Below are 21,808 nucleotides of genomic sequence, written 5' to 3'. Positions count from 1 at the left end.
ATGCCATAGAGATCTTGGCGAGCAATCCCCAGAACTTCGATCTGGATGATGTGCTGGGCTCAGCGTTCTAGGATTCCGCACGTTGGCTGCTCAGCGGTTCCGATAGCTCCGGCGAAGTTCACTCCGTTCGATTTCAACGGAATACTTGACCGAGCGACATTTCGTGGCTCATCCTGATGCGCTTCGGTGACTAAATCTGCAAGTTATAGGCAAGGAGATTCGCGGATCAAGCCGCCGCAAACTAGCGACGGATATGACTTGTTAATCGAGAGCAATTGCCGAAGCTACGGTGTTATGGGCCGCAGCTTGACTAGGTGAGCGTGAGCTCAAGATGGAAAAGTCGCACGGTACTGAACTGAGGCATGTGGTCAAACGCCCCAGAGTCAATAGGGGAACGAGATTCTTGGATTGAGCTTAGCATGGGCAGGTTACTGTGAAATGTAACCGTACGGTGCCATAATGATTGTATGGAGTACGTATCAATGATGTCCTCTGAGCTGGGGACGCGGATCAAAGCGCAACGCAAAGCATTGGGCATGACACAGGGCGAGCTGGCTGCTTCGGTAGGTGTTTCCCGCAAATTCATCAGCGAGCTGGAATCAGGAAAAGACTCAGCCTCACTGGGGTTGACGTTGAAAGTGCTGCACGAGCTCGGATTCGAAGAGCCAGCACTCCGAAAAGTCCCTGATCGTGGCGAAGAGATCTCCGGCATTTTTCGCCGGTCTCTTGCAGCGAAAGATTATGAGTACGCTCTGAGGTTGGTCGGAGAATACGCTGCCGAATCACTCCAAGAAGGGCGGCCGCTCTTGCGGCAGCGCCCTGCGATTGATGATGCGCAGTATTTGGTGACTCTTGCAGCACTGACACGCTGGGTCGCTTCGAAGACCGATAGCATCACGCCTGCTTGGGCACGGAAAACCGCTGCGTCTGCTGAACCTGTGTTCCTCTCGGAAAAAATCTATCCCGTCGGAGACCGGATGAAACAACTCATCCGATCCGAAACCCCAAAGGAACTTCGTGAAATGAACGTATGGATGCGCGAACGAAGCTTGGCCACCGCATGAACAGGGATGGATTTACCAGAGACAAGATCGTTGAGTTCCTTAGCGAACTTGAGCGCCGATTGGCTGAACGCGGCGTAGCCCTCGATATTCAGATCGTCGGAGGCGCCGCACTATTGCTACACGGACTGTTGGACCGAGTGACCGAGGATATCGACGCCAAATATCAAAGCACTGCTGTCGTCGATGAGGTTGTTGACGCCATGGCCGAAGACTACAACCTGCCGAAAAAATGGTTGAATTCGCGTGCGGCAGCATTCCTGCCGGACAACGTTCGCTGGATGGCCTACCCGGAGGGCTTGTCTTCCGCTGTGAAGCTTGCTGATTTGCCGACGCTGGCAGCGATGAAAGTTGCGGCAGAGCGCGATAAGGACATCATCGATTTAGGCTATCTGGTCAATGCGATGGGCATTACTGATCCTGCAGAGCTCGTTGATCTGGCATACGAGAAGTATGGAGAGGACTCCATTCCCCTGTCGCAGGGCCGCTTGAACTATGAGATTGTCGCGGAGGAAGCGATAGCGGCAGCCCGACGATTCAAGCAGCAAAATCGAGAAGACGACGCATAATCATCGTAGAAGAGCTAAAGAAATTTTCTTCCACTGTTAACCTAAGAAACCCACGGAATCCGTGGGTTTCTTCGACGTATAAGAGCAAGAATCCTTGTCCCTTTGCTATTAGTACAAGTTTACACCTGGGACATATGGTCCCGCGCGGTCGCAATGCAATGGCCAAAGGGCCAGACGGCGTTCTCAGCCGAAACGAGAAGCTTTGAAAATCTCATTCGGAGGTCTCTTGTGGAATGGAATCGGCTTGGGCATCGGGTAGAGGATATTTTTGCATGACCCATTGGTCGAATTCATCCGTGAATGCCTCGGGAACTGGATCCGTCCGTTCCGGCGCGCGGTGTTCGCGCCGGCAGCCGGCCATGCCGCCCTTATCCGCTGGTGCGTTGATGATGTCGAGTACGTCGGGTAGGTAGCGCAGGTTCCAATACACCAGATCGCTATTCGGAGTCTCGGACCCGTAGTTCGCGGCCGTCCACGACGTATATAACCCGACCACGTGCGCTACGACGTTCGGGTGGAGGAACCAGCAAGCTGGGATCATGTTCGTGCTTTGCCCCGCACCGTAGGTCTCGTTCATCCAAGGCAGCCACTGATTGATCTTAGTCAGCAGCTCACTGATCTGTGTCGGGTTAGCCGCATAGAGATTCCACGGTGAAATATCCTGTTCAGGCCCTATGCTGGTGAGCCGTTCCAGCTGGTTCGTGAGTTCCACAAGAACTGTTTCTTGTGCTGCGAGGCCTTGCTCGACTTTCTCTTGCCGTTCGATCAGCGGCTCAACCAGCGGAACGATCAGCTCGACGAGGTCATCGTGGGTTTGTGGTTCGCTCATCGGGCACCGCCAAGGGTTTCTGCCGACTGGCTGCCGGCTTGATTTTGGTTGGGATCCTGGAAGATCTTTCCGCACCTGCGCAGTGTTTGGTCTTTCATGTCTTTCAAGTCCTTATGGTCTTTGCGCTGCCACACCATCTCGGTATGCACCACATGCGGCGGCAGGTTCCGATACACGGCGGTGGCTTGCCCGAACCGCAGGTGCTTGAGCTCCTCAGCACGCACGACCGCCTTTTCCTCCGTGCTTTGGGTCATCGAGCCTCCGGTCTTGCTCGAGGAGTGGCTGATACGCGGGGTGTCTCGTACGCCCATGTCATTCGCGTAGGTTTTCAAGTCTTCGCTGTTGATGCCGGGGAAGATCAGCTTCAATGAGGCGTTGGATTCAATGGTCTTGGCTTCTTCCTTGCCCCAGCGTGCTTCGTTCTGGATGAAGGACTGGCTGATGCCGATCACTTGGATGCCGCGGCCGCCGGTGTCGGTGATCAGCTCGCCCATGTTGCTGAACGCCGCCACATTCGGTGCCTCATCCAGGACCATGCGGAATACGGGCCAGAGCCGTCCGGAGGCGAACTGGCTGGATTTGCGGCGTGCCGCCCGATAGACCTGGTCAGCGAACATCGTGCTCAAGGTCCCCAACGGAGAGTTCTCCCCGTCGACCACGATATGCAAGGTGTTCGGCCCTTCAAGGAACGTGTTGATGTCGAAGGCTTCTTCCTTCCGGAAGCGGAACTGCGAGAGCACCCGTTCGGTGACCAGCGGTTCGGCCAGGGAGATGAGAGTGGCTTTGATGGAGTCCTCGGTTTCGCCGGCCCGCGATTCGGTGCGTTCGCGCAGGGGCTGGATGAAGGCCCGGGATTTGTGGTGGTCTTCAAGGATGGTGATGGGTTCGGGGTTGTGGGAGTCGAAGATCCACATGAGCAGGTCATCCATGGTGCGATCTTCCAGTGCGGCGGCGTGCAGGAGCCGGCCGAGGACGGTGCCTGCCTTGGCGCTGAACCAGGACCCGTTCTTGGTTCCTTCCATCGGGGCCGCGTTAGCCCACGCCTTGCCGCGCTCCAAAGCTTCATCTTCGTCCTCGCACCCATAGATCGGTGTCCAGTTCACGGTGTTGGGCCAGCCGGTGATGTTTTCCCAGTCGCACACAAACACTTGCCCTTGTTTCTCCCGGGCAATAGCAGTCCACGCAACCACATCTGGTTTGGTCGACGTTGCCAGGACTGGGCCGGGGGCGTTGAGGATCATGGGGATGACGATGCTGGAGGTCTTGCCACCGCGGGCTGGGGCGTAAACCCACATGCTGTCTTCCAGCTGGATATACAGCGGGATTTTCTTCGACGCGTTGGCATAGACGGCCAGGGCGATGAACGCTTCGGCGGTCTTCTTCGTGACCTGCGCCCCGTAGATCTGGCGGGCTTTGCGCCAGGCTGAGGTGAAGCCCATCATCGAGGTAATCGCAGCGCCCTGCGGGGTGAACTTCTTCGCCTCGTCTCGCGAGCCAGCCCAGAGTTCGGTGAACAGCACGTACGCCACGATCAGGACGGCTGAGAAGCCGCCGAGGATGAACCAGGACGCGGTCGGCCAGCCCAGGTTCTCATCGAGGGCGGCTTGGATCAGGTCCATCGGGTTCCACGAGATTCCAGTACCGGTAGGGGTGAGGCGTTCGCCCCAGTTCAACGCCACCAACGCGAGGCCGGCAAGGGCGGCGATGATCAGCCAGGCGGGGATTTCGCGGTTATGCCGCGTGGGGTTCGAGCTCATCGGTGATCACCTCGTTCATTTTCTGGGCGGTGAGGGCCTTGTCGGTGTCGGTGAGGATCTTTTCCACGTCGCTGCGCAGGTGCTTGACCTCGAACGGCGCTTCGTTGCCGATCTTCATCAGGCACGTGCCGGTCGCAAGGTTCAAGATCGTGCCGTAACTGGAGGCGGGCAGGTCGAACATTTCCACTGCGGCCCGCGCATCCGGGGCTTTCTTCTGCTGATAGACCAGGACGGTGTCGCATTCCTTGATGATCGCCTCGGCTTCGGTTCCGGGTGGGATGTCTGAGACGTGGTGGAACATGAACCAGTTCGACAGGCCGATGGCGCGGGAGACTTTCTGGTTGCGTCGGATCACTTTGGCGACGGAGGTTTGGACGACGTGCCAGGCTTCTTCGACGATGAAGTGGGTTTGGCGCCGGTTCTTGGCCCGGAAGAGCCGGTTGGTCATCCACGTGTTGATGACGGTCATGATGATCGCCAACGCCGGCCCGGTCTCGGGCAGTTGGGAGACGTCGAAGACGGTCAGCCCGTCAGCGAGGATCACGTTTTCCGAGGTTTCGCCGTCGATCAGGCCGGAGAGGTCTTCATCGACGAACCGTTCCAGTTCGAACGCCAGATCGTAGCCCCATTCGCGCAAGACGGTCCGGTCGATCTGCAGTTCCTCGCAGTCGACAGGGGAGGGGTCGAGCATGCGGGCAATGACCAGCCCGATGGTGGGGGTACGGCCAGCAGCATGGGTTTCTTTGAGGACGCGGTGGTGGGCAGTGCGCATCGCTTTGCCTTCGCGGGAGGACACTGGCCGGCCGAGGACTTCGGTGGCGACCGCACGCAATAGCTGAGCTTGGCTTGGTGGGGCTTCGGAGCCGTTGGTTCGGGTGTCTTCGACTTCGGGGGAGATGGCCGGGTCGAAGATGTTCAGACAGGCTCCGCCGCCACCGATTTTGAAGGTGATCGGCTCGCGCCCGAAGAACCTAGAGAGGGCTGCGTATTCGCCTTCTTCCGGGTTGGAGTCCGAGGGTTTCTTGTCGACGACGATGACGTTGCGGTTCAGGATCAGCGGGCGCAGGCAGCCCCAGGTTTTACCTCCCGAGCTTTTGGCGGAGCCGAGGTCGCCGATGAGGATGACGTTGGCGTTGTTCACGGTGTTCGGGTAGGCGAAGATCGGGTCGTGCATGACGCCCCACCCTGATTCCAGGTCCAAACCGAAGAGCAGGCCTTTGTAGGAGGTGGGGGACCAGGGGACAGCGAGGTTGCTGATCTCTGTTTGCCGGGTGGTGCTGATCCCGCCTTCGGGGGCTGGGTCGTAGAGGCCGTAGGCGGAGCCGGTGCGGGAACGGCGGCCGGCGTCCCAGGACACGTCCGGGCGGAGCATCTCGGTGTTTGCTGGCGTGCCGCTATCTTGTGTGCTTGCTAGTTTGATCGTTTGTGTTCGATTTAGTTTCCTGGCTTGCTTCGCTGTCCGCCGGTCCTTCCGTGACTGATTCTTCGCGCCCTTTTGGCTGATGGCTGTATCAGCAGGAGAGATAGGTCCTGAGGCGGTCTTCCCAGATTTGCTGGTGTCGACGGGGTTGGTGGTGGTGCTGGTTTTCTTGAAATATTTCATGATTAACGGATCCCTCGTCCTAGCGGCATCACGGAAGCCAACGCCATATGGTGGCGGTCATCGAGCCAGATCAACCGCTCGATCCCGCAATCAGTAGCCACCGATTCAATCTGCGTAGAAACAGCCAATAGTTCCTCTTCGGACTGCACGGTGAAGCTCAGGTACGCGCCCCATTTCACGCCGTGATGCCCGCTGCCTGGCATTAGGTCCAGTCCGCGTTGGTCTGAGGAGCTGGACATGACGTGCTCGGTTCCGTCGCTGATTTTGCCTTTCTCCGCATCGGATTTGCGCTTGGCCTTGTCGCTGGTGCGATCAGAGACCGCTTGGGCACGGGCGGTGCGGGCATCAACGACTTCGTTGACCCACGACACCGAATGGATCACTGCGGGCACGATCCCGTTGACCAGCTGCCGCATGGACTGGACCGGCAGGGCGGAGCCGGCCATGAACCCATGCCGAGGAATATAAGCCACCCGAGTGTAAGCACGGTTATTCACCAGCACTGCTTTGGACGTCTTCGTAGCATCCAGGCGCTGCCAGACCGAACCGAGGTGTTGGTCTTGATCGTCGATGCTGAACTCGTAAGGATCCTGCAAATGGGAAAGCAATGCGGCGGCCATGTTGGAGTTCACCGGCCGGAAACTGCGGATCGCCTTATGGGTGACTGCTTGGGACATCAGGGCGTGGGCTTCGTTGATGATCGCGTCGTACACAGCCTTTGGGCCTGGGGCTTGTGCGTTGACCGCGCGCTGCAAAGCAGCAAGGTTATCGAAGCGCAACACCCAGTAGGAACGGTGCTGTTCAGCCTTCTGCTCCACATCCAGGCACAGCTCCTGGTAGGAGCGGACCAGATGGTCGTGTGCTTCGGGGTGGACGTAGTCCGAGAGCCAGGAAATATGGTCAGTGATGTCCAGGGGCACAGAGCGTGTGAAGCTTTGGATGTGGGAGATGGCACTGGTCCGCCGCGCTGCCCGGGCCAGTACTTTGCCGAACCCGATGAACGGGATATCTTCGATATCTTCTTCCACCACGCCGCCGGTGCTGCCGCGCACTTCGAAGATCGCGGTATAGAACACCGGGGTGGTGTTCGCATGTCGGAAGATGGTGAGGCGTTCGCGGGAGTTGAAGGGCACTTCGGTGGCGCTCATCTTCCCGATCATCAACGGAGCCGGCTGGTCGGTGGCTTTGCGGCGTTGGGCCCTGTGCACAGCAAACCCTTTAGGACGGGCAGTTTTCTGCTGGTTCGGGGTTGCCTGTTTGTTCGGTGTTCTCTGCTTGCGCGGGGTTTTCGGCTTACTTCTGGTGGTGTGCTGGTAGGTTCTCAGGCGCTCTGCGGCGATTTGTTCGTGGACGGGGTCGAAGACATCAGTGCCGGTGGTTTTCTGCCAGAGCCGGTAGGCCCGTTCGGTATAGATGGCTGCGAGGCTGCGCCCTTCGTTGATGGCGGTGGGCATCGTAGTCAGGATGCTGGCCACTGCCACGAAGAGCGCTGCGACGAGGAAGAAGAAGCTGAACGATCCCAACATGACCAGGAACGCTGAGAGTGCGAGGCCAATGAAGAGGAGGAGCTTTTCGGGCAGGGAACGGCCTGAGAGCAGTCCGCGGGACTTGAACTCACCGCCGAGGGCAACGTGACGAGTCATGAGGGTTGATCAGTCCTTAAACGAATCCCAGGTATCGGGGTCGGAGTCCTGTTGGGCGATGCGGGCTTGGGCTGCCGCGTTGGACATGGCGTAGCGGGCGTTGGCGAGCATCCCGACCTTGCCGGTGCGCAACGGCCGATACGCCTTGGACGCCGCACTGGTTGGAGGGTTGGAGCTTGCAGATTGGGTTTGCCGGCCGGAGGCACCAGCAGCCTGGCCAGCAGCACCTGTACCGCCACCATCGGAAGCGGGCCCGTCAGCAGAGCCACCTTCAGCACTGCGGCCCGAAGAGCCCGTTGTCCCGGGATTGCCCGCGCCGTTGGATCCGCCGGGATGTCCTGTGCTGCCTGTTCGGGGGCTGATGGGCCGTTCCATGGCCTGGGTCGGAGCACCCTGGCCCGGGCTGCCAGCAGATGACTGGCCAACAGAAGAACCTTGCGGCTGGCCAGCATGCGGCCCGCCGGACGTACCGGCCCCGGAATCTGGGGAAGAACCATCATCACCGCCACGAGCGGCGGCAGATCCCTGGCCGGCAGCACCTGCTGCTGCTCCAACACCTGCTGTAGTACCGCCCGATGCACCATTACCGGCACGGGACCTAGAAGAAGAGCCGCTGGCAGCGTTGCTGCGACGTGCAGAGATCGCCCGACGCACTGCTCCTGCACCGGCACCGGCAAGTCCGCCGACCATGCCACCGGCCGCAGCGCCGACACCAGCAGAAATTTCAGGGGAGATCCCGCCGAAGTTCGCTTCACGGCTTTGGATGATTGGCATCCACCGGAAGATCGCGGCCGGGGAGAGAACGATCAGCAGCATGATGAACGCAGTCGCTCCAAGGTTTCCCACATTCACCAGCACATCATCGGTGCCTTCCTTGAAAGCCGTCTGTGAGGCGAGGACTCCGAAGACGGCGCCCATGGCGAGGAAGACCACGGGCTTGAGGACCAGCAGGGTGGCGAGGGTGGAGGCGATCTTCAGAACATAGCGGCGGGTTTTCGGCGAGATCAGCATGCCGATCAGGGCGGCGATGGCCAGGCCCATGAGTTGCTGGAAGATCGGGATCAGCAGGAAATAGATCATCAGGGCGATTGAGCCGATGAACAGCATTCCGAAGAAGATGATCGCCGCCAACGGACCGAACCAGCTGCTGGATTCCAGGGAAGCGAACCGAGAGATCACGGTGATGAAGTTGCTGATCATTTCCGCGGACCAGTCGGTTGCCCCGGAAGTGAGTGGGGTGATGCGCTGCTGGATTTCGTTCATGGCCCACGGTCCGTAGATCACCAGGAAGAGGCTGACTGGGAGGTAGTAGAGCAGGGAGTTGCTGAAATCGTCGTCGCTGATCTCCCCGTTGCTGTGGTGCTTGAACAAGATGAGCAGCATGACGGCGAGCCCGACGACGCCAATGCCCGCGTAGAGGGCCCAGCGGTCCTTGAATTCTTGGTTGGAGGCGTCGAATTCGGTGGTGGAGGTTAGTTCTTCGAGGATTTTTGAGGTGAGTGCGATGGATTCGGTTTTGCTGCTGTTGGCGACTTCTTCGAGTCCGTTTTTGGGGTCGGCGACGAAGTCGATAGTGTTGCCGATGGCATCCATAGCGTTCAGTACCGATCGGCCTACCTTGCTTTGGCCCATCCAATTTCTCAGAGTGTCTGAAGCCCAACCCGTAAGGAAATCGTTTGCTTGCTTTCTGATGCAGAAAGTAACACTTTCGTTGCCGGCACCCGTGGACATCAGGGCCTCACACAAATCCATTGCTGGTTCCTGCTCGATGATCAACGCATCAGGGGCCGGATACATGGCGTGCAGCGCATCGCGGGTTTGCTCTTCACAGTTGCGGGCATCGAAGTTGAGGAAAGATTCCATCTTGCGGTAGTACGTGAAATTGCTGCATTCGTCCGCCCCAATTTCTGTGATGACATCATGCAACAAGGTGTTCTTATCTTCATCCGATAAGTTCTCGTACCTCTTGACCTGGTCCTGGCTCAGCACTTCGGATACTTCTGTGTCATTGTCGTCCGCTAACGAGGGAGACGCTGCCAGGCCTAGGAGAAGGAGCGCTGCGAAAAGCGCGGAAATCAGTCGCTTCATTCTGCGAGCTCCGTCCACCCATCACGGCTTAGCGGATTGCCTTGGGAGTCCACAAAAATTTGGTTCAACAGATCGTTCGGGGAGTCTGGAGTTTTCTCGCCCTCGGCAATGATCAATTGAGATTCTGCACGGACGGGCGTTGGTGAGAAATCAATCTTCCAATCATTGTCTTCCCACACCAAAGCTTGGTTTTGAGTACGAAATTCAACCGAAGGAGCGATAGTTTTCCCGTCGAGAATGAGCCCTGGATCGACTATCTGGAGTGCCACGACAATGTCTGCTGATTTTCCTGATTCGCAGTTCTCGACCTTGTAGATCGCCGGGGAGATCAGGCTGCTTTCGGCGGAGGCTGAATTATTCGATACCAGTGAGGCTGTGGCGTTGATGTACTTCGTGTTGTACTCGCCCGAAGCGGTGATCTGCTGAAGCGTTGCCTTCTGGTTCTTCCAGTTTTCAGGGGAGTAGGAATCAGCCGCCACATAATTCACGGCGGCACGGACGGCGTCTTCGCACGAAGCCGTGTATCCAATAGGGGTTTTGCCGTCGGGCGCAGTCTTGGTTCCGCCTTCACCGAGGCGGATATGCGAGATCGGGAACCCATACTCGCTGGTTTTCGCTGGTGTGGTGGGGGTGGTGGCCGCCGAAGAATCGGATTGATCCTGATCTTGGGACATGAGGACACTGGCTACCACGACGAGGGCGATAGCCACCACCGCGACGATGAGGACAATGATTCTGCGGCGGCTGGTCACTAGAGCATCCCCGCCAATTTCAGGACAGCACCGATGATGACACCGAACGCGGCAACCGCGACCAGGGCAATGCCACGACGTTTCATCTCATCGGTATGCTCACCGAGCTCTTCATAGTGGCCTTGCTTTTTCGCACCGGCGAACTTGCCAAGGCTGGTCAGCAGCTTCACTGCCACATAGATCAGTACGACGCCCCAGATGACGCCGAGGATGATGCCCAGTGCGCTATCGAATCCATCGCCCAACGGCGAGATGTCGGGGGAGACTCCCTCGAACGGGTTTTTCACGGTCGTGGTGGATTCTTTTTGTTCCGCAACGATGTTGAGCGCGGTGTGTACTGGTGCGAACACGGGTTAGTTCTCCTTGGTGTTTCGTGGGGTCGTGTCGGTAGAGGCGGAACGGAAGAGTCCGGCGCTGACGGCGGCAGCGACTTTCTCGAAGGCGCGCACTGACTGGTCTGTGGCGAGTTGCCAGTCGATGAGCCCGTTGGTGTCCAGAGCCGGCTCGTAGGGGACGGTGAGGAATGTGGCGGTCTCGCCGAGGGCTTGTTCGAGCATCTGGCGCAGCTCTTTTCGGCGCTCCGGAGCCACAGCCCGACGGTGGGAGCCAGGGGTGATGACCAGGACCGCATGCTCACACAGGCTGGCATAATGCTGGTTGCCGGTGACCTGGGACATCGCCTGCAGTTGCTCGACGGTGCGCAGGACCGAGACGACGGATTTGTCGTTGAGCTCTACTGGGAAGACAAGCTGGTCGGTGGCATCGATGCCGGCCAACCAGTTCTCGGCGCGGGTGTTGTTTCCGGTGTCCAGTACGACGACGTTCCAGAAACGCTGGACGACTTCGAGCAGTTCGATGAAAGTGGGGCGGGTGAGCATCTGCATCCGGTCTGGATCCTCATCGGAGGCCAGTACACAGAACCGGTTATCGCCTTGCGGGCGGGTGTAGTACTGGACATCGCCGCTGCGGGTCCGTTCGCTTTTGAGCTGCTCGAGCGCGTCGAGCAGGTCGATGATGGTCATGTTCGACCCATTGGAACGGGTGCGCACTCCGAGGGTGCCCATGGTTTCGTTGTTGTCCATGGCCAGCACGTTGTGATCCGAGGTGTTGCCGATGGTGGAGGCCAGTGCGACGGTGAGAGAAGTTTTCCCCGCGCCGCCGGCAGGTTGAGCAATGGTCACAGTGACCGGGCGCGGATAGACCCGGCGGATTGAGGCGAGCGTGTCCCGGCGTGTCAGTTCTTGGGGTCCTGGTTTCGGGGCGATCAGCCCGCCAGTGAAGGTGCGGATCTTCTTTTGCCACCCCTCTTCGGCTGGCAATGGCGTTTCCAGGGCGTCGGAACCGGTGATCGCACTGCTGAGCGTTCCCGAAACCAGCGGTGTCCCTGAGCCCATTAGTGTTCCTGATCCCGGAATCGTCCCGGATGCCGGGGATGCCTGTGCGGAATCCGGTTTCTCAGATGCGTTTGCTGGTTCTTGCCCCTCGCTATTTGGGGTCGTAGTGCTCGAGCCAGGGGCTGGTCCGTCGCTGGCTGGTTGCTGGGTGGGTGGGTTGCTGGTGTCCTCATTGGTGGGTGCTGGTTTCACCAGAAGGTCTGTTCTCATGCGGCGGCGTTCTTCGCCCGGCCAATCCCCGCTCATGCAGGTCCCCTTTCGTTCATCAAAGCCATGGTATCAATTAGTATTGAAAATATAAGCTTCAACACTAAACAATACTCAATGGGGTTGCCATGAACCAGGGAATGCACCGCACCACGCACCACGCTAGGGAACACTCTCGCCGTCGTGCCGCCACGAGAGGGCTCGCTCTGGCCTTAGCCGGCGCGCTGCTGGCGGGTTGCACACCGGCCGAAACAGAAGACACGCCGGGGGAGGAGAACGGGATCATGCACGATATCCACGCCTCACCGGAACAATCAGCCATCGAAGAATGGAGCCCCCAGATCGCCCAAGAAGCCAGCGAGGTTGCCACCAACGCCGCGACAGCCTACGCCCGCCCCGACCTGGAACAGTCCCAATGGTTTACCGGGCTGCGGCCCTATCTTTCGGCCGACGCGCAACGCACCTTCCAGAACGTCTCGAACCTGAACATCACCGCCACCACAGTCACCAGCACCGAGGAACCGGTCGAGGGACGGTCTGCGGCGATCGCCACCGTCACCGTGAATACCAACACCGGCTCCCTGGACTTCCTGCTGAGCCGGGCTGATGGTGAATGGGTCGTTGAAAAGATCACCAGCACCAAGTAATGCGACGCTTCAGACTCATCAAAGCCCTCGCCATTGTCGTCCTAGTCTTCTTCGGCGGCATTTTCCTCTCCCTGACCATCCTCGGACCACGAGACGCTGCGGATCCCCGCTCTATGGACTGCAACCCGAACAGCAGCATCGGGGAAAGCATCGACGTCACCAACCTGCCCACCACACCAGTCGGCAACTACACGGAAAAGCAACTGGCCAACGCCGCGATCATCATCAACGAAGCTAACAACGCAGATCTGCCCCAACGCGCGGCGATCATCGGACTGATGACCTCCATTCAGGAAAGCAGCCTGACCATCCTGGCCAACGACGGGAGCTGGGAGTACCCGGAAGGCACCCGCATCATGACCGAAAACGAATGGGAACAAGCCAAAGAGGTGGCCGTGGCTTCCTTGGATGAACCGCATGAAGGTGTCGGGCACGCTTGGGACGCCATGGGCACGTTCCAGCAACGGCCCAGCGCCGGCTGGGGCACTGTCGGACAGATCATGAACCCTACTTATGCGGCTGCGACCTTCTTCGACCGCCTCCAGAACATCGACGGGTGGGACGAGCTGCCCTACGAGCAAGCCGCCGAATCCGTCCAAGCCTCCGGCCTGCCTGATAATTACGCGCAACGCAGGGATGATGCAGAGCTGATCTATGCGGCGTTGCAAGGCGCCGAAGTCACTGATGCCGACCAGGATGAAGCCTATGTTTCGTGTGATGACGGGGCTGAGAGACGCAACCCGAAAACGAAAAACACTCCGAACAATGAATCAGACTGGGTCTTCCCCTTGGAGACGTTGACGAAGATCTGGCACAACTACGGCGAATCCCGCGGCCCCTACCCGCACGCCGGCGAAGACTTCGCCGCCCCGGAAGACACCCCGATCTACGCGGCGGCCGCCGGGCAAGTCATCCGCGCCAGTTGTGATGACCTCGTCGTCGGCCGGTCGCCCTGCCAGATCGAAATCGACCACGGCATACACGACGGTGCCCAGGTCACGACCTTGTATGTTCACATGTATCCGGATGATCTGATCGCGCACGTCGGCGATGAAGTTGAAGCAGGGGAGCAGATCGCCCAGGTGGGTACCAACGGCAACTCGACCGGTTTCCATCTGCATTTCGAAGTATGGAAGGACGGGCAGATCACGAACCCGATGGAGCTGCTCGAGCAGCAAGGAGTCACGATGCCTGGATAAAGTCCCGCCGCTGCTGGCTCCTGCACAGCACCGCATCCACCAGGCCCAACGTCATGCCGGCCAGGACACTGAGAATCGCAGGATAGATGAACAAGTCCGTAATCCAGCCCAGTTGCCGGTTCGCCAGCTCGGCCAGATGCCCCAGCGGGGCGGCGATGACCAGGCCGAAGCCGAAGCCCATGAGCTTCTTAGAGTAGTACGGAATCCTGGATACCGACTCGGTAGCTGCCCTCATCAGCGGGGCCACCAGGAACGAGGAGACGATCGCCGGGTAGATGTAAAGCGCGAGCTTGTATAAGACCACCAGCGGGTTATCCCTGAACGCATTCAACCCCACATCAGAATAGGAACTGCCGCTCAAGACGAACAGGACACCCATCAACCCGGCACAAGCCGGCAGGGCGACGGTGGAGAGTTTCAGGAGCTTGTTGGCGATCTCTGGGCGGTTGATGCCGTGGGAGATCTGTATGCCGCCGCAGTAGAACACCAGCGCAATACCGATATGGGAGACGAGGTTCGCGAAATTATGGGATCCAGCCAAGGAATCAACGAACTCATAGACCGGATCAACAGCCAAAGACAAGACGAGGGCCATGCCCAGATGGGTGAGCCACAACCAGAGATTCCCGACCCGTTGGATCAGTCGAGGAAGGCGGGCGATGAGGGCTGCGAGGAAACTGGTGGCAAGGATTGCAGACACCCAGCTCGAAAACGCCACATCATTCATCCTAAATGACGGTCGAAAGACTCCTTGTCGCGTTCCTGCTTGCCCACCTGCTGCAAACGTTGCTCAGCGCAACTCAGCAAGTCCCCGACCGGAACCGTATTAACCCAAGTCGCACGGCATTCTTCAACCCAGCCAGCCTCTTTCCCAGTGAGGACCTCAGAGGCCACTAGAGCCGACACGCCCGGCCACCCAGCATGCTCACAGACAGTCAGGGCCACGTCCTCACGTAATCGGGTGCGCAACATCTTCCACAGCGTCGGCTGATTCACGCCTAGCTCGTCAGCGATCCGGGCACGCAATGCTCCGTCGTTGGCGAGGTTGAACCAATACAACGCCGCCAGCTCGTAGCTCTCAGGCCCGAGTTGGGCTGCGGTCACCGGTTGGTTTTCCAGGCGTTCAGCACTCGCACGGAACAACCCAGGCGAGGAAATGAAGCCTGGCATCTCACCTTCGTCAGGGGACGAAGGAACAAGATCTGAGAAGACCTCGAACCTGGTGAGCTGGGTGAGCGGATCCAAGTCCAGACCGCGGGAGATGGCAGCGATCGTCGCTGGGGCGACGTTGCCTCGAGCGAGCTGCTGCTTGACCCTCAACCGCGGCAGGTCAGCGAGGGCTGCAAGGCGCACGGAACCGGTGCCTGGAGAAACCTCATCCAGCCATGCTTGAACTTCATCGCGTCCTAGCTTCACTTACCGCTCATTCACTCACGCCACAGCAACATGCCCACACCGAGACCAAACTCGGCGCTTTTGCCAACCTGTCTAAATTTATCGTGTCAGCAGTGCCTTTGAGCTCAGTTTAGAGGCGGGGACAAGACACAATTCGGCCACAAAACACGAATCGCCCCGAAAATCAGTGCCCAACCCCGGGTTTGGCGGCTGAAGGGGCCAATACGGGGACGCTCAGTAAGTTGTTCACGAGATAGCCGAACAAGACCGGATGCTAGTCATAAGTGGCAAAGGGCAGGTACTCGAAAGCGCTGCTAGCTAGGACTGTCGGATCTCGGGAGAATGGAGCAGGAGAAGCCTCGACCGGTGCATACGTAGCTCGTTCGAGCTGCTTCAGGGTCAAATGCCGTACGGCTCTTTAACTAGGCGGCTGTTGTGCAGTAGCTTGGTGTTCATGGTGGGTTGGGAGGTCTCGAGGCACCCGGAATGGGACATGATGTTTACCGCTGGCCTTACCGCGCACGAAATCGCTGATCTATGTGAACAGAACATCGCTACAGTGCACCTGCACCTGAGAAACCGCGAGAAATACGATCCTGATTTTTTCGCCAAACACATGACCGCGTTAGAAGATCGAGGACCGTATTGCATTACCACGAAGTGGCGGAGCTGAGCGAAAGAAGCCCAAAAGTCCTATGGAGCGCTTGGGCTCCTTGCGACCCGTAGCGGGAAGTTAGTAGGACATTCCATGGCGGGTCGCTGAACAACGTCGTCTCTTCGAACGAAACGAATTGTCACAAGCCAAAACAGGCGCCATCTCTACGTGAGACAGATGCTGGATCCGCAGCCATACACCCAAGAAATGTTCTTCTTCAGCCTTACAGGCCGTAAATTCCCAAGCAGATCATTTGCTGGCGCTCAGTCTCCTAATACCAGTGTGGCATCACCATTCGGCGATTCTTCCCATGCTTCTTCGACCACCTGGATCAAACGAGTGACGGAACTAAGGATTTCCGATGAATCCGATGGCCCCGATAACAAACCAGCCCTGTACTTCTTCAGCGCTTCATACAAACTGTAGCTGGCATCATCATTCTCCAACTGCAAAGTGAGTGTGTATGGAACGAACTGCTTGTCAGAATCCATGATTCCTGCTTGATGGTCGTGCCGCGGAACTGTCCGCGGCGTAGTGTGATGGGCGCTCAGACGAGATGCCGAAGACGTATCTCTCGTGAGAGGTTTGGCTGCTATCGGAATACTTCTAGCTCTGAATGCTGTCGGAAGCCGTAAACAGCAAATGGTACTCATGTGTTTTCTGCAGCCATGCGCTCCGAGGCGCGGGTATGCCTTTTGGCTTGCGCGTAGCCAGCGCGCCAGACGAATGCAATTGCCGCTAGCAGCACTGCGCTCAGGACTACGGCCCACCACGGAAAGCCAGGTAGTTCGGATTTTTCTGCTGAGGCTAGTTCATCTGCTAGTGGAGTCGGTGTTACTCGCACTGCATTGACGAGAATCCTGTGGCTGTTCAGCCCGAGAGGCGTACAGGTTACAAGTGTCAGCATGTCTGTATTTTCGACAGGAAGTATAGCTTCAGTTTCGTCTGGATCAATGACCACCGTTTCAACAACTTCGTAGGTTAAAGTCTGATCGAGTACAGAAACAGTGAGACGGTCTCCGATCTGCGCCCTATCCAGATGGGTGAAAAGCGTAGATTCCGGTAGTCCGCGGTGCGCTGTCAATACAGAACGGGTTTCATTTCCACCGACCGGCAGCGAAGTTCCCTCCAGATGGCCAATGCCGCGTTGCAGTGTTTCGTCACTTGTGCCGTGGTAAATAGGAAGGTCAATGTCGAGAGATTCATATCGAAGGCGCCCCATGAACCCGTTGCCGGTGGTGTCCAGCATTGAATCGTAGTCCAACTTTTCTTCAGCGACGTTGATGTCACTGCTGGCGATGTTCTCATTAGCCCGGTATACGGCGCCACTGGCTAAGGCACCGTTGTATTCATGTGCGCGGGCAATCTGTTCTGCCCGATATGCTGCGTCATTGGTCGGAGCTTCTCGCATTTCGTTGAGCGCCATCTCAGTCACGCGGGACTGCTCGCGCTGCGAGAACCAAGACGCCGTGCGAGGGTACATGAAAGTCATGACTCCAGCGAGGATCAGGATGGCGGCGAGGGTCTCCAGCCAGGGAAGCCTCCAACTCCAATGGGACTCGCGGTGCGCTGCATGACGCCCAAGTCTCGATGTAGTCACTAGTTATCCTCGTAGGTGATGAAATGGAATTGGCGGCGGCGCATGAGTGCACCGCCGCCGAATTCTGGGCCATTAGATGTTCAGGCCAGCTGGAGCTTAAGCATCCTGCTTGTTGCGGCGACGAGCTGCGAGGAGGAGTCCTCCGCCGGCCGCAACGATTACCAGTCCGCCAACGGTGAGCAGGATCGTGCCCTGAGCACCGGTCATCGGAAGATCCGGACCTTCAGTCTTAGCGTTCACCACGGTCATCGAATTGACATTGTTTTCACCTGGGGTAATGGTGACAGGATTGTCGATTGGTGTTGCAGTGTGGCCAGCTGGAACCACGGTTTCATAAACGCAGTAGTCCTTGGATGGGGCAGGCGCCGCTGGACCGTTGTCAACGTTGGTGATCCAAAGGCCCAGAGGGCTGCTGGCTGGGGTAGTGTGGCTCCACTGCACAAGACCGTTGGCATCGGAGGTGCCGGTGGCCACGGTGCCATTTGCTGGAGCTTCTGCCGGGCAGGTCTCACCGGTGAGGTTGAAGACCTGGAACTCAGCGCCTGCCAGCTTTAGCGCGTTAGGCTTGGAATCATCGGTCTTCAGAATCGAGAGTTGCCCCCAATAGGTGTAAGGAACTTGTTCGCCTGGAACCGTGGTGCCGTTGAAGGTGCTCTTGTAATCGTCGTTCGGGATAGCCCCGTTGCCGACAGAAAGCACGGTGGTGTCGAAGCTAAGAGCGATGCTCTCACCCATATTCGCATCGAGCACTGCGCGGCCTGCTGCGGTGAAGGTCCACACGGCGTTTCCAGTGACGTTGTAGTGGTTTCCTTGAACAAGTGGCGTGCCGCCGACCGCGGCAACTGTCGAGTCAGCTACATAGCGCAGGCGGGAATCGAGGGCGTCGCGAACGATGGCTTCAGTGAACTTCTCGCCATTGTTAAGGGTAGGTACTGGAACGTTCAGATTCCAGGTCACATCGCTGCCTACTGTCAGTTCGGACTGTGCAGGATCGATGGTCTTGGTTGGTTCATCCAGGATCTGGTTCTTGGGGTCGGCTACCACGTTGTAGTTCCAGCCGTTGCCTTCGGCACCTTCAGAGGTAGGGATCGAGACATAAAAGTCCGGAACCTTGGAGACGATGTTGTTCTGGCCTGGGTCAGTTTCGCGAACGAAGTAAACACCCAGTTCCAAGTTGAAAACAGTAGAGCCATCCACCGTCGGCTGGGCAACATCGGTACCGGAAACCAAGCAGTACGGCGCGGAAGGAGCAGCTGGCGCAGAGTTGAACAATCCGTTCAAGCCGTCCCAGTCGGCAGCCGCAGCCAGATCGATTGGCTCGCATGAATTCCCAGCGTTGAGCTTACCGACCTGCTGCACGGTGAATTCAACTCCATCAAGCAAGTTCTCGGGGTCAGGAGTTTCCCCAGCGCCAACTGGCGAACCCGAATACTTGTTCACGGTCAGGGTGCCGCCAGACGGAGCGCCCGGCTGATCGGGGCCCACAGCTGCAAAGGCAGGTGAACCAAGAAGCAGCAGCCCGCTAGCTGCGATCGAGATAGCTCCAACGGCGGCGGTTGCGCGCCTTAGGAGCGGATTCATAACGGTCATTGTTTTCCGTTTTCCTTTCGTTCCCTCACCGCGCATCGGGTTCGGGTGGACTGATGAATTGTTCTTTGAGTGGATTCGAAATAAATGGATTAGTGCACGCATGATGCGAGTTCTATAAGGGGGTACTGATGCTATGAAACTCCCCGCCGGCGTTTGCGCAGACGGCTAAGACCTGCGCCAACAAGACCAGCGGCCAGGATCCCGCCACCGAGCATGCTGTAGAAATCACTGCCCAGCCCGCCAGTCAGTGGTATTGCCGGGCCCTCACGCCGGGTGTTCTCAATTGGGCCGAGGTCCAGAGTCAGAGTATCTGCAGATACTTCAAACTCCAGAGGCTCATCGAGCGGATAATAGCCAGCTGGTGCTTTAGTTTCTTCCAACTGGTATTGCCCCCACGGCAATTCAGGTATCTTGAAGCCGCCTGCCCGCGGATCACGGTCTGCACCAGTGCACGAAGAAGCTTCCTGAGCGATGCAGTCCTGGATTTCTAGCCCTTGCCCGCCATTGAAATTCGATGGCCCGGTGAGCGTCCACTGCGATCCGGAGAGAGCCTTGCTGGCCTCGTCGATCTTTTGCCAGAGAACTGCTCCGCTCTTGGGCTTATTGGTGAAAGTGCATTCAGCAACGTCACCCGGTTTAAGACCTGTCAGGACTGAAGACGCCGAAGAGAGGTTTTTATCCGCTTTGGCTCCACCGGCACTAGTCACCGAGCACACACCGCTGACGAAGTCGTACCCTGTCTGCATCGTCTCAGTAATAGTCACATTGGCAGTGGCCGTAGGATTGTTCGGAAAATTAATAGCCCACGGTGTCGCGACCTTGCCATCGGCACCAGTCAGCGATGTTGCCGGGGTGCTGATGCTGGTTCCAGAACTGCTTCCGGCTGCCAGGGCGGCGCCTACTGTCCAGTTGCTAGCTGGTTTAGGGTTCTGCCCCTTGAAATCCTGAAGCTGCTTTCCGATTGATACACTTGCGGGTTTGAGGCTGTTGACGATGGTGCAGTCGACTACGTCCCCGGGAACGATTCCAGCTGCAGGATTGTTGTCCGGACCGGTCAAAGTGATAGTCGTTTTGGTTCCGTCCAGCTTGGTCACGTCGCATTTTCCGCTAGAGAATTTATAACCGTCCTGCATGACTTCACGTATTTTCAGATCGGCTTTATTGTTGCTGGCTCCGAACTGAAAACGCCATGAGGATGTTCCTTCAGTATTGGTTTGCTGTGTAGTTGCTGAAGGCGTCGAAGAAATGGTACCGGTGATCGCTTGCGCGGTAGCTCCCACAGTCCAGTTTTTTCCTGGTTGCGGGTTTTCGCCCTTGGAATCGGTGACTTGCTTGTGGACGTTCACTTGCGCAATGAGCGGTGAATTGTAGAACCGGCATTCCACTGCTTGGCCGCTGGAAGGAATCGTGATTTTTCCTGCAGTTCCAGTGCCTTGGACGGTTTGGACACCATCTACCAAGCAACGGTAGCTAGAGGCGTAGTTGCTTAGGGTTGTGGTTCCTGCGGCGGTTTCCGCGAAATGCAGTTCGACATTGCGTACAGTCGGCAAGGGGCCGACGCGCTCGGGCTGCTGCCCATTAGCGTTGCCCGTGGTGGTAGCCGTGCCGATGACGGTTCCGGTAGTGCTTCCCTGGCGTAGGGACAAACCGAATTGATCGCCTGATGCTACACGTCCACCTTCAACAAACTTCTCAATGGTGATGGTCGGCGGTGATCCGCATGATGCGAGGTCCGTACTTCCGCCGAAATTCGCGTTTACAACGGTCTTCGGATTGCTCCACCCAGGCATGTCATAAGATTGCACAATATCGCCCGAGCTCAGATAACCCTTGCCGTCGGCGTCGAAGGCCACACCGTTGACGTTGGTCGTGGTGTTATTAACCGTGTTACTGACTGACGAAGTGATAATTCCGCCATTTGCAGACGCCAGATTAGCTGCCGTCACGGAGTATATCGTCGCAGTGCTTCCGGAGCCGCGGACAACGAAGAGGTTTCCGTTCGCATCGAAGTCCATGTCGCCGTTCGCGGCATCGTTGGATCCAGTATTTGTGGCGATGCGGCCTTTGTAAGAGATCGCATTTGTCGCAGGATTGTATTCCCATAGCTGGAATGACCGTGTGCTATTGCCGGTAGGGGTATAGCCGCCGATGTAATAGCGACCGGTGCCCAGATCGACTGCACCTGCAACGAATACTGCCGAACGATTTGTATTGTATGTATCGACTCCCGCGCCGGTAGAAGACCACGAACCCGTATTGACGTCGAAACGGTACACCGTAGCACCTAGAGCATCCGAGGTCCTGTGGTAGGCGAACACCGTGGATCCGTTAGCTCCAATACCCAAACCATTCATCCGCATGTTCGCCTGGTTGACAGGACTGCCCAGGTTCGAGACGGCTCCACCTGGTGCTACGGCACGGATCTGCCCAGCAGAGGTCATCCCGTAGACATATCCGGGACCGCAGATCGGAGCATAGGTTGCCGCAGCTCTAAGAGCCTTGGACTCCAATACCGAAGCATCTGACTCTTTGGCTGTTGGTTCCGAAGAACCTGGCTCCGCCGCAGACTCAGTGGTTGGCTTAACCGACTCCGAACCTGAGGGCGAAGGCGTTGGTGTTTCCGAAGGGTTGATCACCGAAGCAGAAGGAACAGATCCCTCTGTTATGCCCGACGGCTCTTCCTCGGAAGAACTCGATGGCTGTGCAGAAACGGAGACTTCCGGACTGGCAGTGGATGCTGGACTCGGGGATGCCGTTGTCGAAAGTCCGCCTGCTTCTGAAACGGGACCGGTGGTCGACGTGGCATATGCCGCTCCGGA

At 57.9% G+C, this 21,808-nt stretch carries 19 protein-coding genes; 5 read left to right on the top strand and 14 right to left on the bottom strand.

Annotation, left to right across the window (positions count from 1 at the left end; translation table 11 throughout):
• Positions 1-467: 467 nt before the first annotated feature.
• Together ACIOTL_RS17425 and ACIOTL_RS17420 are read left to right on the top strand one after the other, a co-directional pair.
• Positions 468-1,064 (top strand): helix-turn-helix domain-containing protein, encoded by a 597-nt coding sequence (locus tag ACIOTL_RS17425; protein WP_400344092.1) that lies wholly within the window; start codon positions 468-470, stop codon positions 1,062-1,064.
• A complete protein-coding gene (locus ACIOTL_RS17420) occupies positions 1,061-1,630 on the top strand; it encodes a DUF6036 family nucleotidyltransferase (RefSeq protein ID WP_400344089.1) in 570 nt (189 codons plus the stop codon). Before ACIOTL_RS17425 ends, ACIOTL_RS17420 begins: the two co-directional genes overlap by 4 nt.
• A 211-nt stretch (positions 1,631-1,841) precedes the next feature.
• Here ACIOTL_RS17420 and ACIOTL_RS17415 read toward each other — a convergent pair whose 3' ends face one another.
• The 5 genes from ACIOTL_RS17415 to ACIOTL_RS17395 all read right to left on the bottom strand — a co-directional run bounded on the left by ACIOTL_RS17415 (position 1,842) and on the right by ACIOTL_RS17395 (position 9,094).
• Positions 1,842-2,459 carry a DUF4913 domain-containing protein gene (locus ACIOTL_RS17415; protein ID WP_400344086.1) on the bottom strand — a complete coding sequence of 206 codons (618 nt, stop codon included), beginning with the start codon at positions 2,457-2,459 and terminating at the stop codon, positions 1,842-1,844.
• Positions 2,456-4,216, bottom strand: coding sequence for a type IV secretory system conjugative DNA transfer family protein (locus ACIOTL_RS17410; RefSeq protein ID WP_400344084.1), 1,761 nt, complete (start codon positions 4,214-4,216; stop codon positions 2,456-2,458). Before ACIOTL_RS17410 ends, ACIOTL_RS17415 begins: the two co-directional genes overlap by 4 nt.
• A complete protein-coding gene (locus ACIOTL_RS17405; RefSeq protein WP_400344081.1) occupies positions 4,191-5,588 on the bottom strand; it encodes an ATP/GTP-binding protein in 1,398 nt (465 codons plus the stop codon). The genes ACIOTL_RS17410 and ACIOTL_RS17405 overlap by 26 nt, the downstream gene beginning before the upstream one ends.
• Before the next feature lie 233 nt (positions 5,589-5,821).
• The gene (locus ACIOTL_RS17400) at positions 5,822-7,462 is read right to left on the bottom strand and encodes a hypothetical protein (protein WP_400344079.1); all 1,641 of its coding nucleotides are present in this window, start codon (positions 7,460-7,462) and stop codon (positions 5,822-5,824) included.
• 9 nt (positions 7,463-7,471) lie between these two features.
• On the bottom strand, positions 7,472-9,094 hold the full coding sequence (locus tag ACIOTL_RS17395) for a hypothetical protein (protein WP_400344076.1): 1,623 nt from the start codon (positions 9,092-9,094) through the stop codon (positions 7,472-7,474).
• 48 nt (positions 9,095-9,142) lie between these two features.
• Here ACIOTL_RS17395 and ACIOTL_RS17390 point away from each other — a divergent pair, with 48 nt between their 5' ends.
• Complete coding sequence (locus tag ACIOTL_RS17390) at positions 9,143-9,415, top strand: hypothetical protein (RefSeq protein WP_400344073.1); 273 nt, start codon at positions 9,143-9,145, stop codon at positions 9,413-9,415.
• Between the two features lie 131 nt (positions 9,416-9,546).
• On the opposite strand, the gene ACIOTL_RS17385 is transcribed toward ACIOTL_RS17390, so the two are convergent.
• From ACIOTL_RS17385 to ACIOTL_RS17375, 3 genes are read right to left on the bottom strand one after another with little or no spacing between them, the layout of a single operon-like run.
• A complete protein-coding gene (locus ACIOTL_RS17385) occupies positions 9,547-10,302 on the bottom strand; it encodes a hypothetical protein (protein WP_400344070.1) in 756 nt (251 codons plus the stop codon).
• Complete coding sequence (locus tag ACIOTL_RS17380) at positions 10,302-10,652, bottom strand: hypothetical protein (RefSeq protein WP_400344067.1); 351 nt, start codon at positions 10,650-10,652, stop codon at positions 10,302-10,304. The genes ACIOTL_RS17385 and ACIOTL_RS17380 overlap by 1 nt, the downstream gene beginning before the upstream one ends.
• A 3-nt stretch (positions 10,653-10,655) precedes the next feature.
• Complete coding sequence (locus tag ACIOTL_RS17375) at positions 10,656-11,696, bottom strand: MinD/ParA family protein (RefSeq protein ID WP_400344065.1); 1,041 nt, start codon at positions 11,694-11,696, stop codon at positions 10,656-10,658.
• Positions 11,697-12,187: 491 nt separating this feature from the next.
• On the opposite strand from ACIOTL_RS17375, the gene ACIOTL_RS17370 reads away from it, so the two are divergent.
• Positions 12,188-12,550 carry a hypothetical protein gene (locus tag ACIOTL_RS17370; protein ID WP_400344063.1) on the top strand — a complete coding sequence of 121 codons (363 nt, stop codon included), beginning with the start codon at positions 12,188-12,190 and terminating at the stop codon, positions 12,548-12,550.
• Positions 12,550-13,749 carry a M23 family metallopeptidase gene (locus ACIOTL_RS17365; protein ID WP_400344061.1) on the top strand — a complete coding sequence of 400 codons (1,200 nt, stop codon included), beginning with the start codon at positions 12,550-12,552 and terminating at the stop codon, positions 13,747-13,749. The genes ACIOTL_RS17370 and ACIOTL_RS17365 overlap by 1 nt, the downstream gene beginning before the upstream one ends.
• On the opposite strand, the gene ACIOTL_RS17360 is transcribed toward ACIOTL_RS17365, so the two are convergent.
• The 6 genes from ACIOTL_RS17360 to ACIOTL_RS17335 all read right to left on the bottom strand — a co-directional run bounded on the left by ACIOTL_RS17360 (position 13,733) and on the right by ACIOTL_RS17335 (position 21,499).
• Positions 13,733-14,467, bottom strand: coding sequence for a hypothetical protein (locus tag ACIOTL_RS17360; protein WP_400344058.1), 735 nt, complete (start codon positions 14,465-14,467; stop codon positions 13,733-13,735). The two genes, ACIOTL_RS17365 and ACIOTL_RS17360, sit on opposite strands and share 17 nt — an antisense overlap.
• Positions 14,468-14,472: 5 nt before the next feature.
• Complete coding sequence (locus ACIOTL_RS17355; protein ID WP_400344055.1) at positions 14,473-15,165, bottom strand: hypothetical protein; 693 nt, start codon at positions 15,163-15,165, stop codon at positions 14,473-14,475.
• 897 nt (positions 15,166-16,062) lie between these two features.
• The gene (locus ACIOTL_RS17350) at positions 16,063-16,290 is read right to left on the bottom strand and encodes a hypothetical protein (RefSeq protein ID WP_400344053.1); all 228 of its coding nucleotides are present in this window, start codon (positions 16,288-16,290) and stop codon (positions 16,063-16,065) included.
• Positions 16,291-16,448: 158 nt separating this feature from the next.
• Positions 16,449-17,399, bottom strand: a complete 951-nt coding sequence (locus ACIOTL_RS17345) for a class C sortase (protein WP_400344051.1) — start codon at positions 17,397-17,399, stop codon at positions 16,449-16,451.
• 96 nt (positions 17,400-17,495) lie between these two features.
• A complete protein-coding gene (locus ACIOTL_RS17340; RefSeq protein ID WP_400344049.1) occupies positions 17,496-18,989 on the bottom strand; it encodes a SpaH/EbpB family LPXTG-anchored major pilin in 1,494 nt (497 codons plus the stop codon).
• 131 nt (positions 18,990-19,120) lie between these two features.
• Positions 19,121-21,499: a SpaA isopeptide-forming pilin-related protein gene (locus tag ACIOTL_RS17335; protein WP_400344047.1), complete on the bottom strand. Its 2,379-nt coding sequence runs from the start codon at positions 21,497-21,499 to the stop codon at positions 19,121-19,123.
• Positions 21,500-21,808: the final 309 nt, after the last annotated feature.

Origin of the sequence: Glutamicibacter sp. NPDC087673 (assembly GCF_044743255.1) — a bacterium.
Lineage (GTDB): Bacteria > Actinomycetota > Actinomycetes > Actinomycetales > Micrococcaceae > Glutamicibacter.
This window is presented reverse-complemented; position numbering and strand designations above follow the sequence as displayed.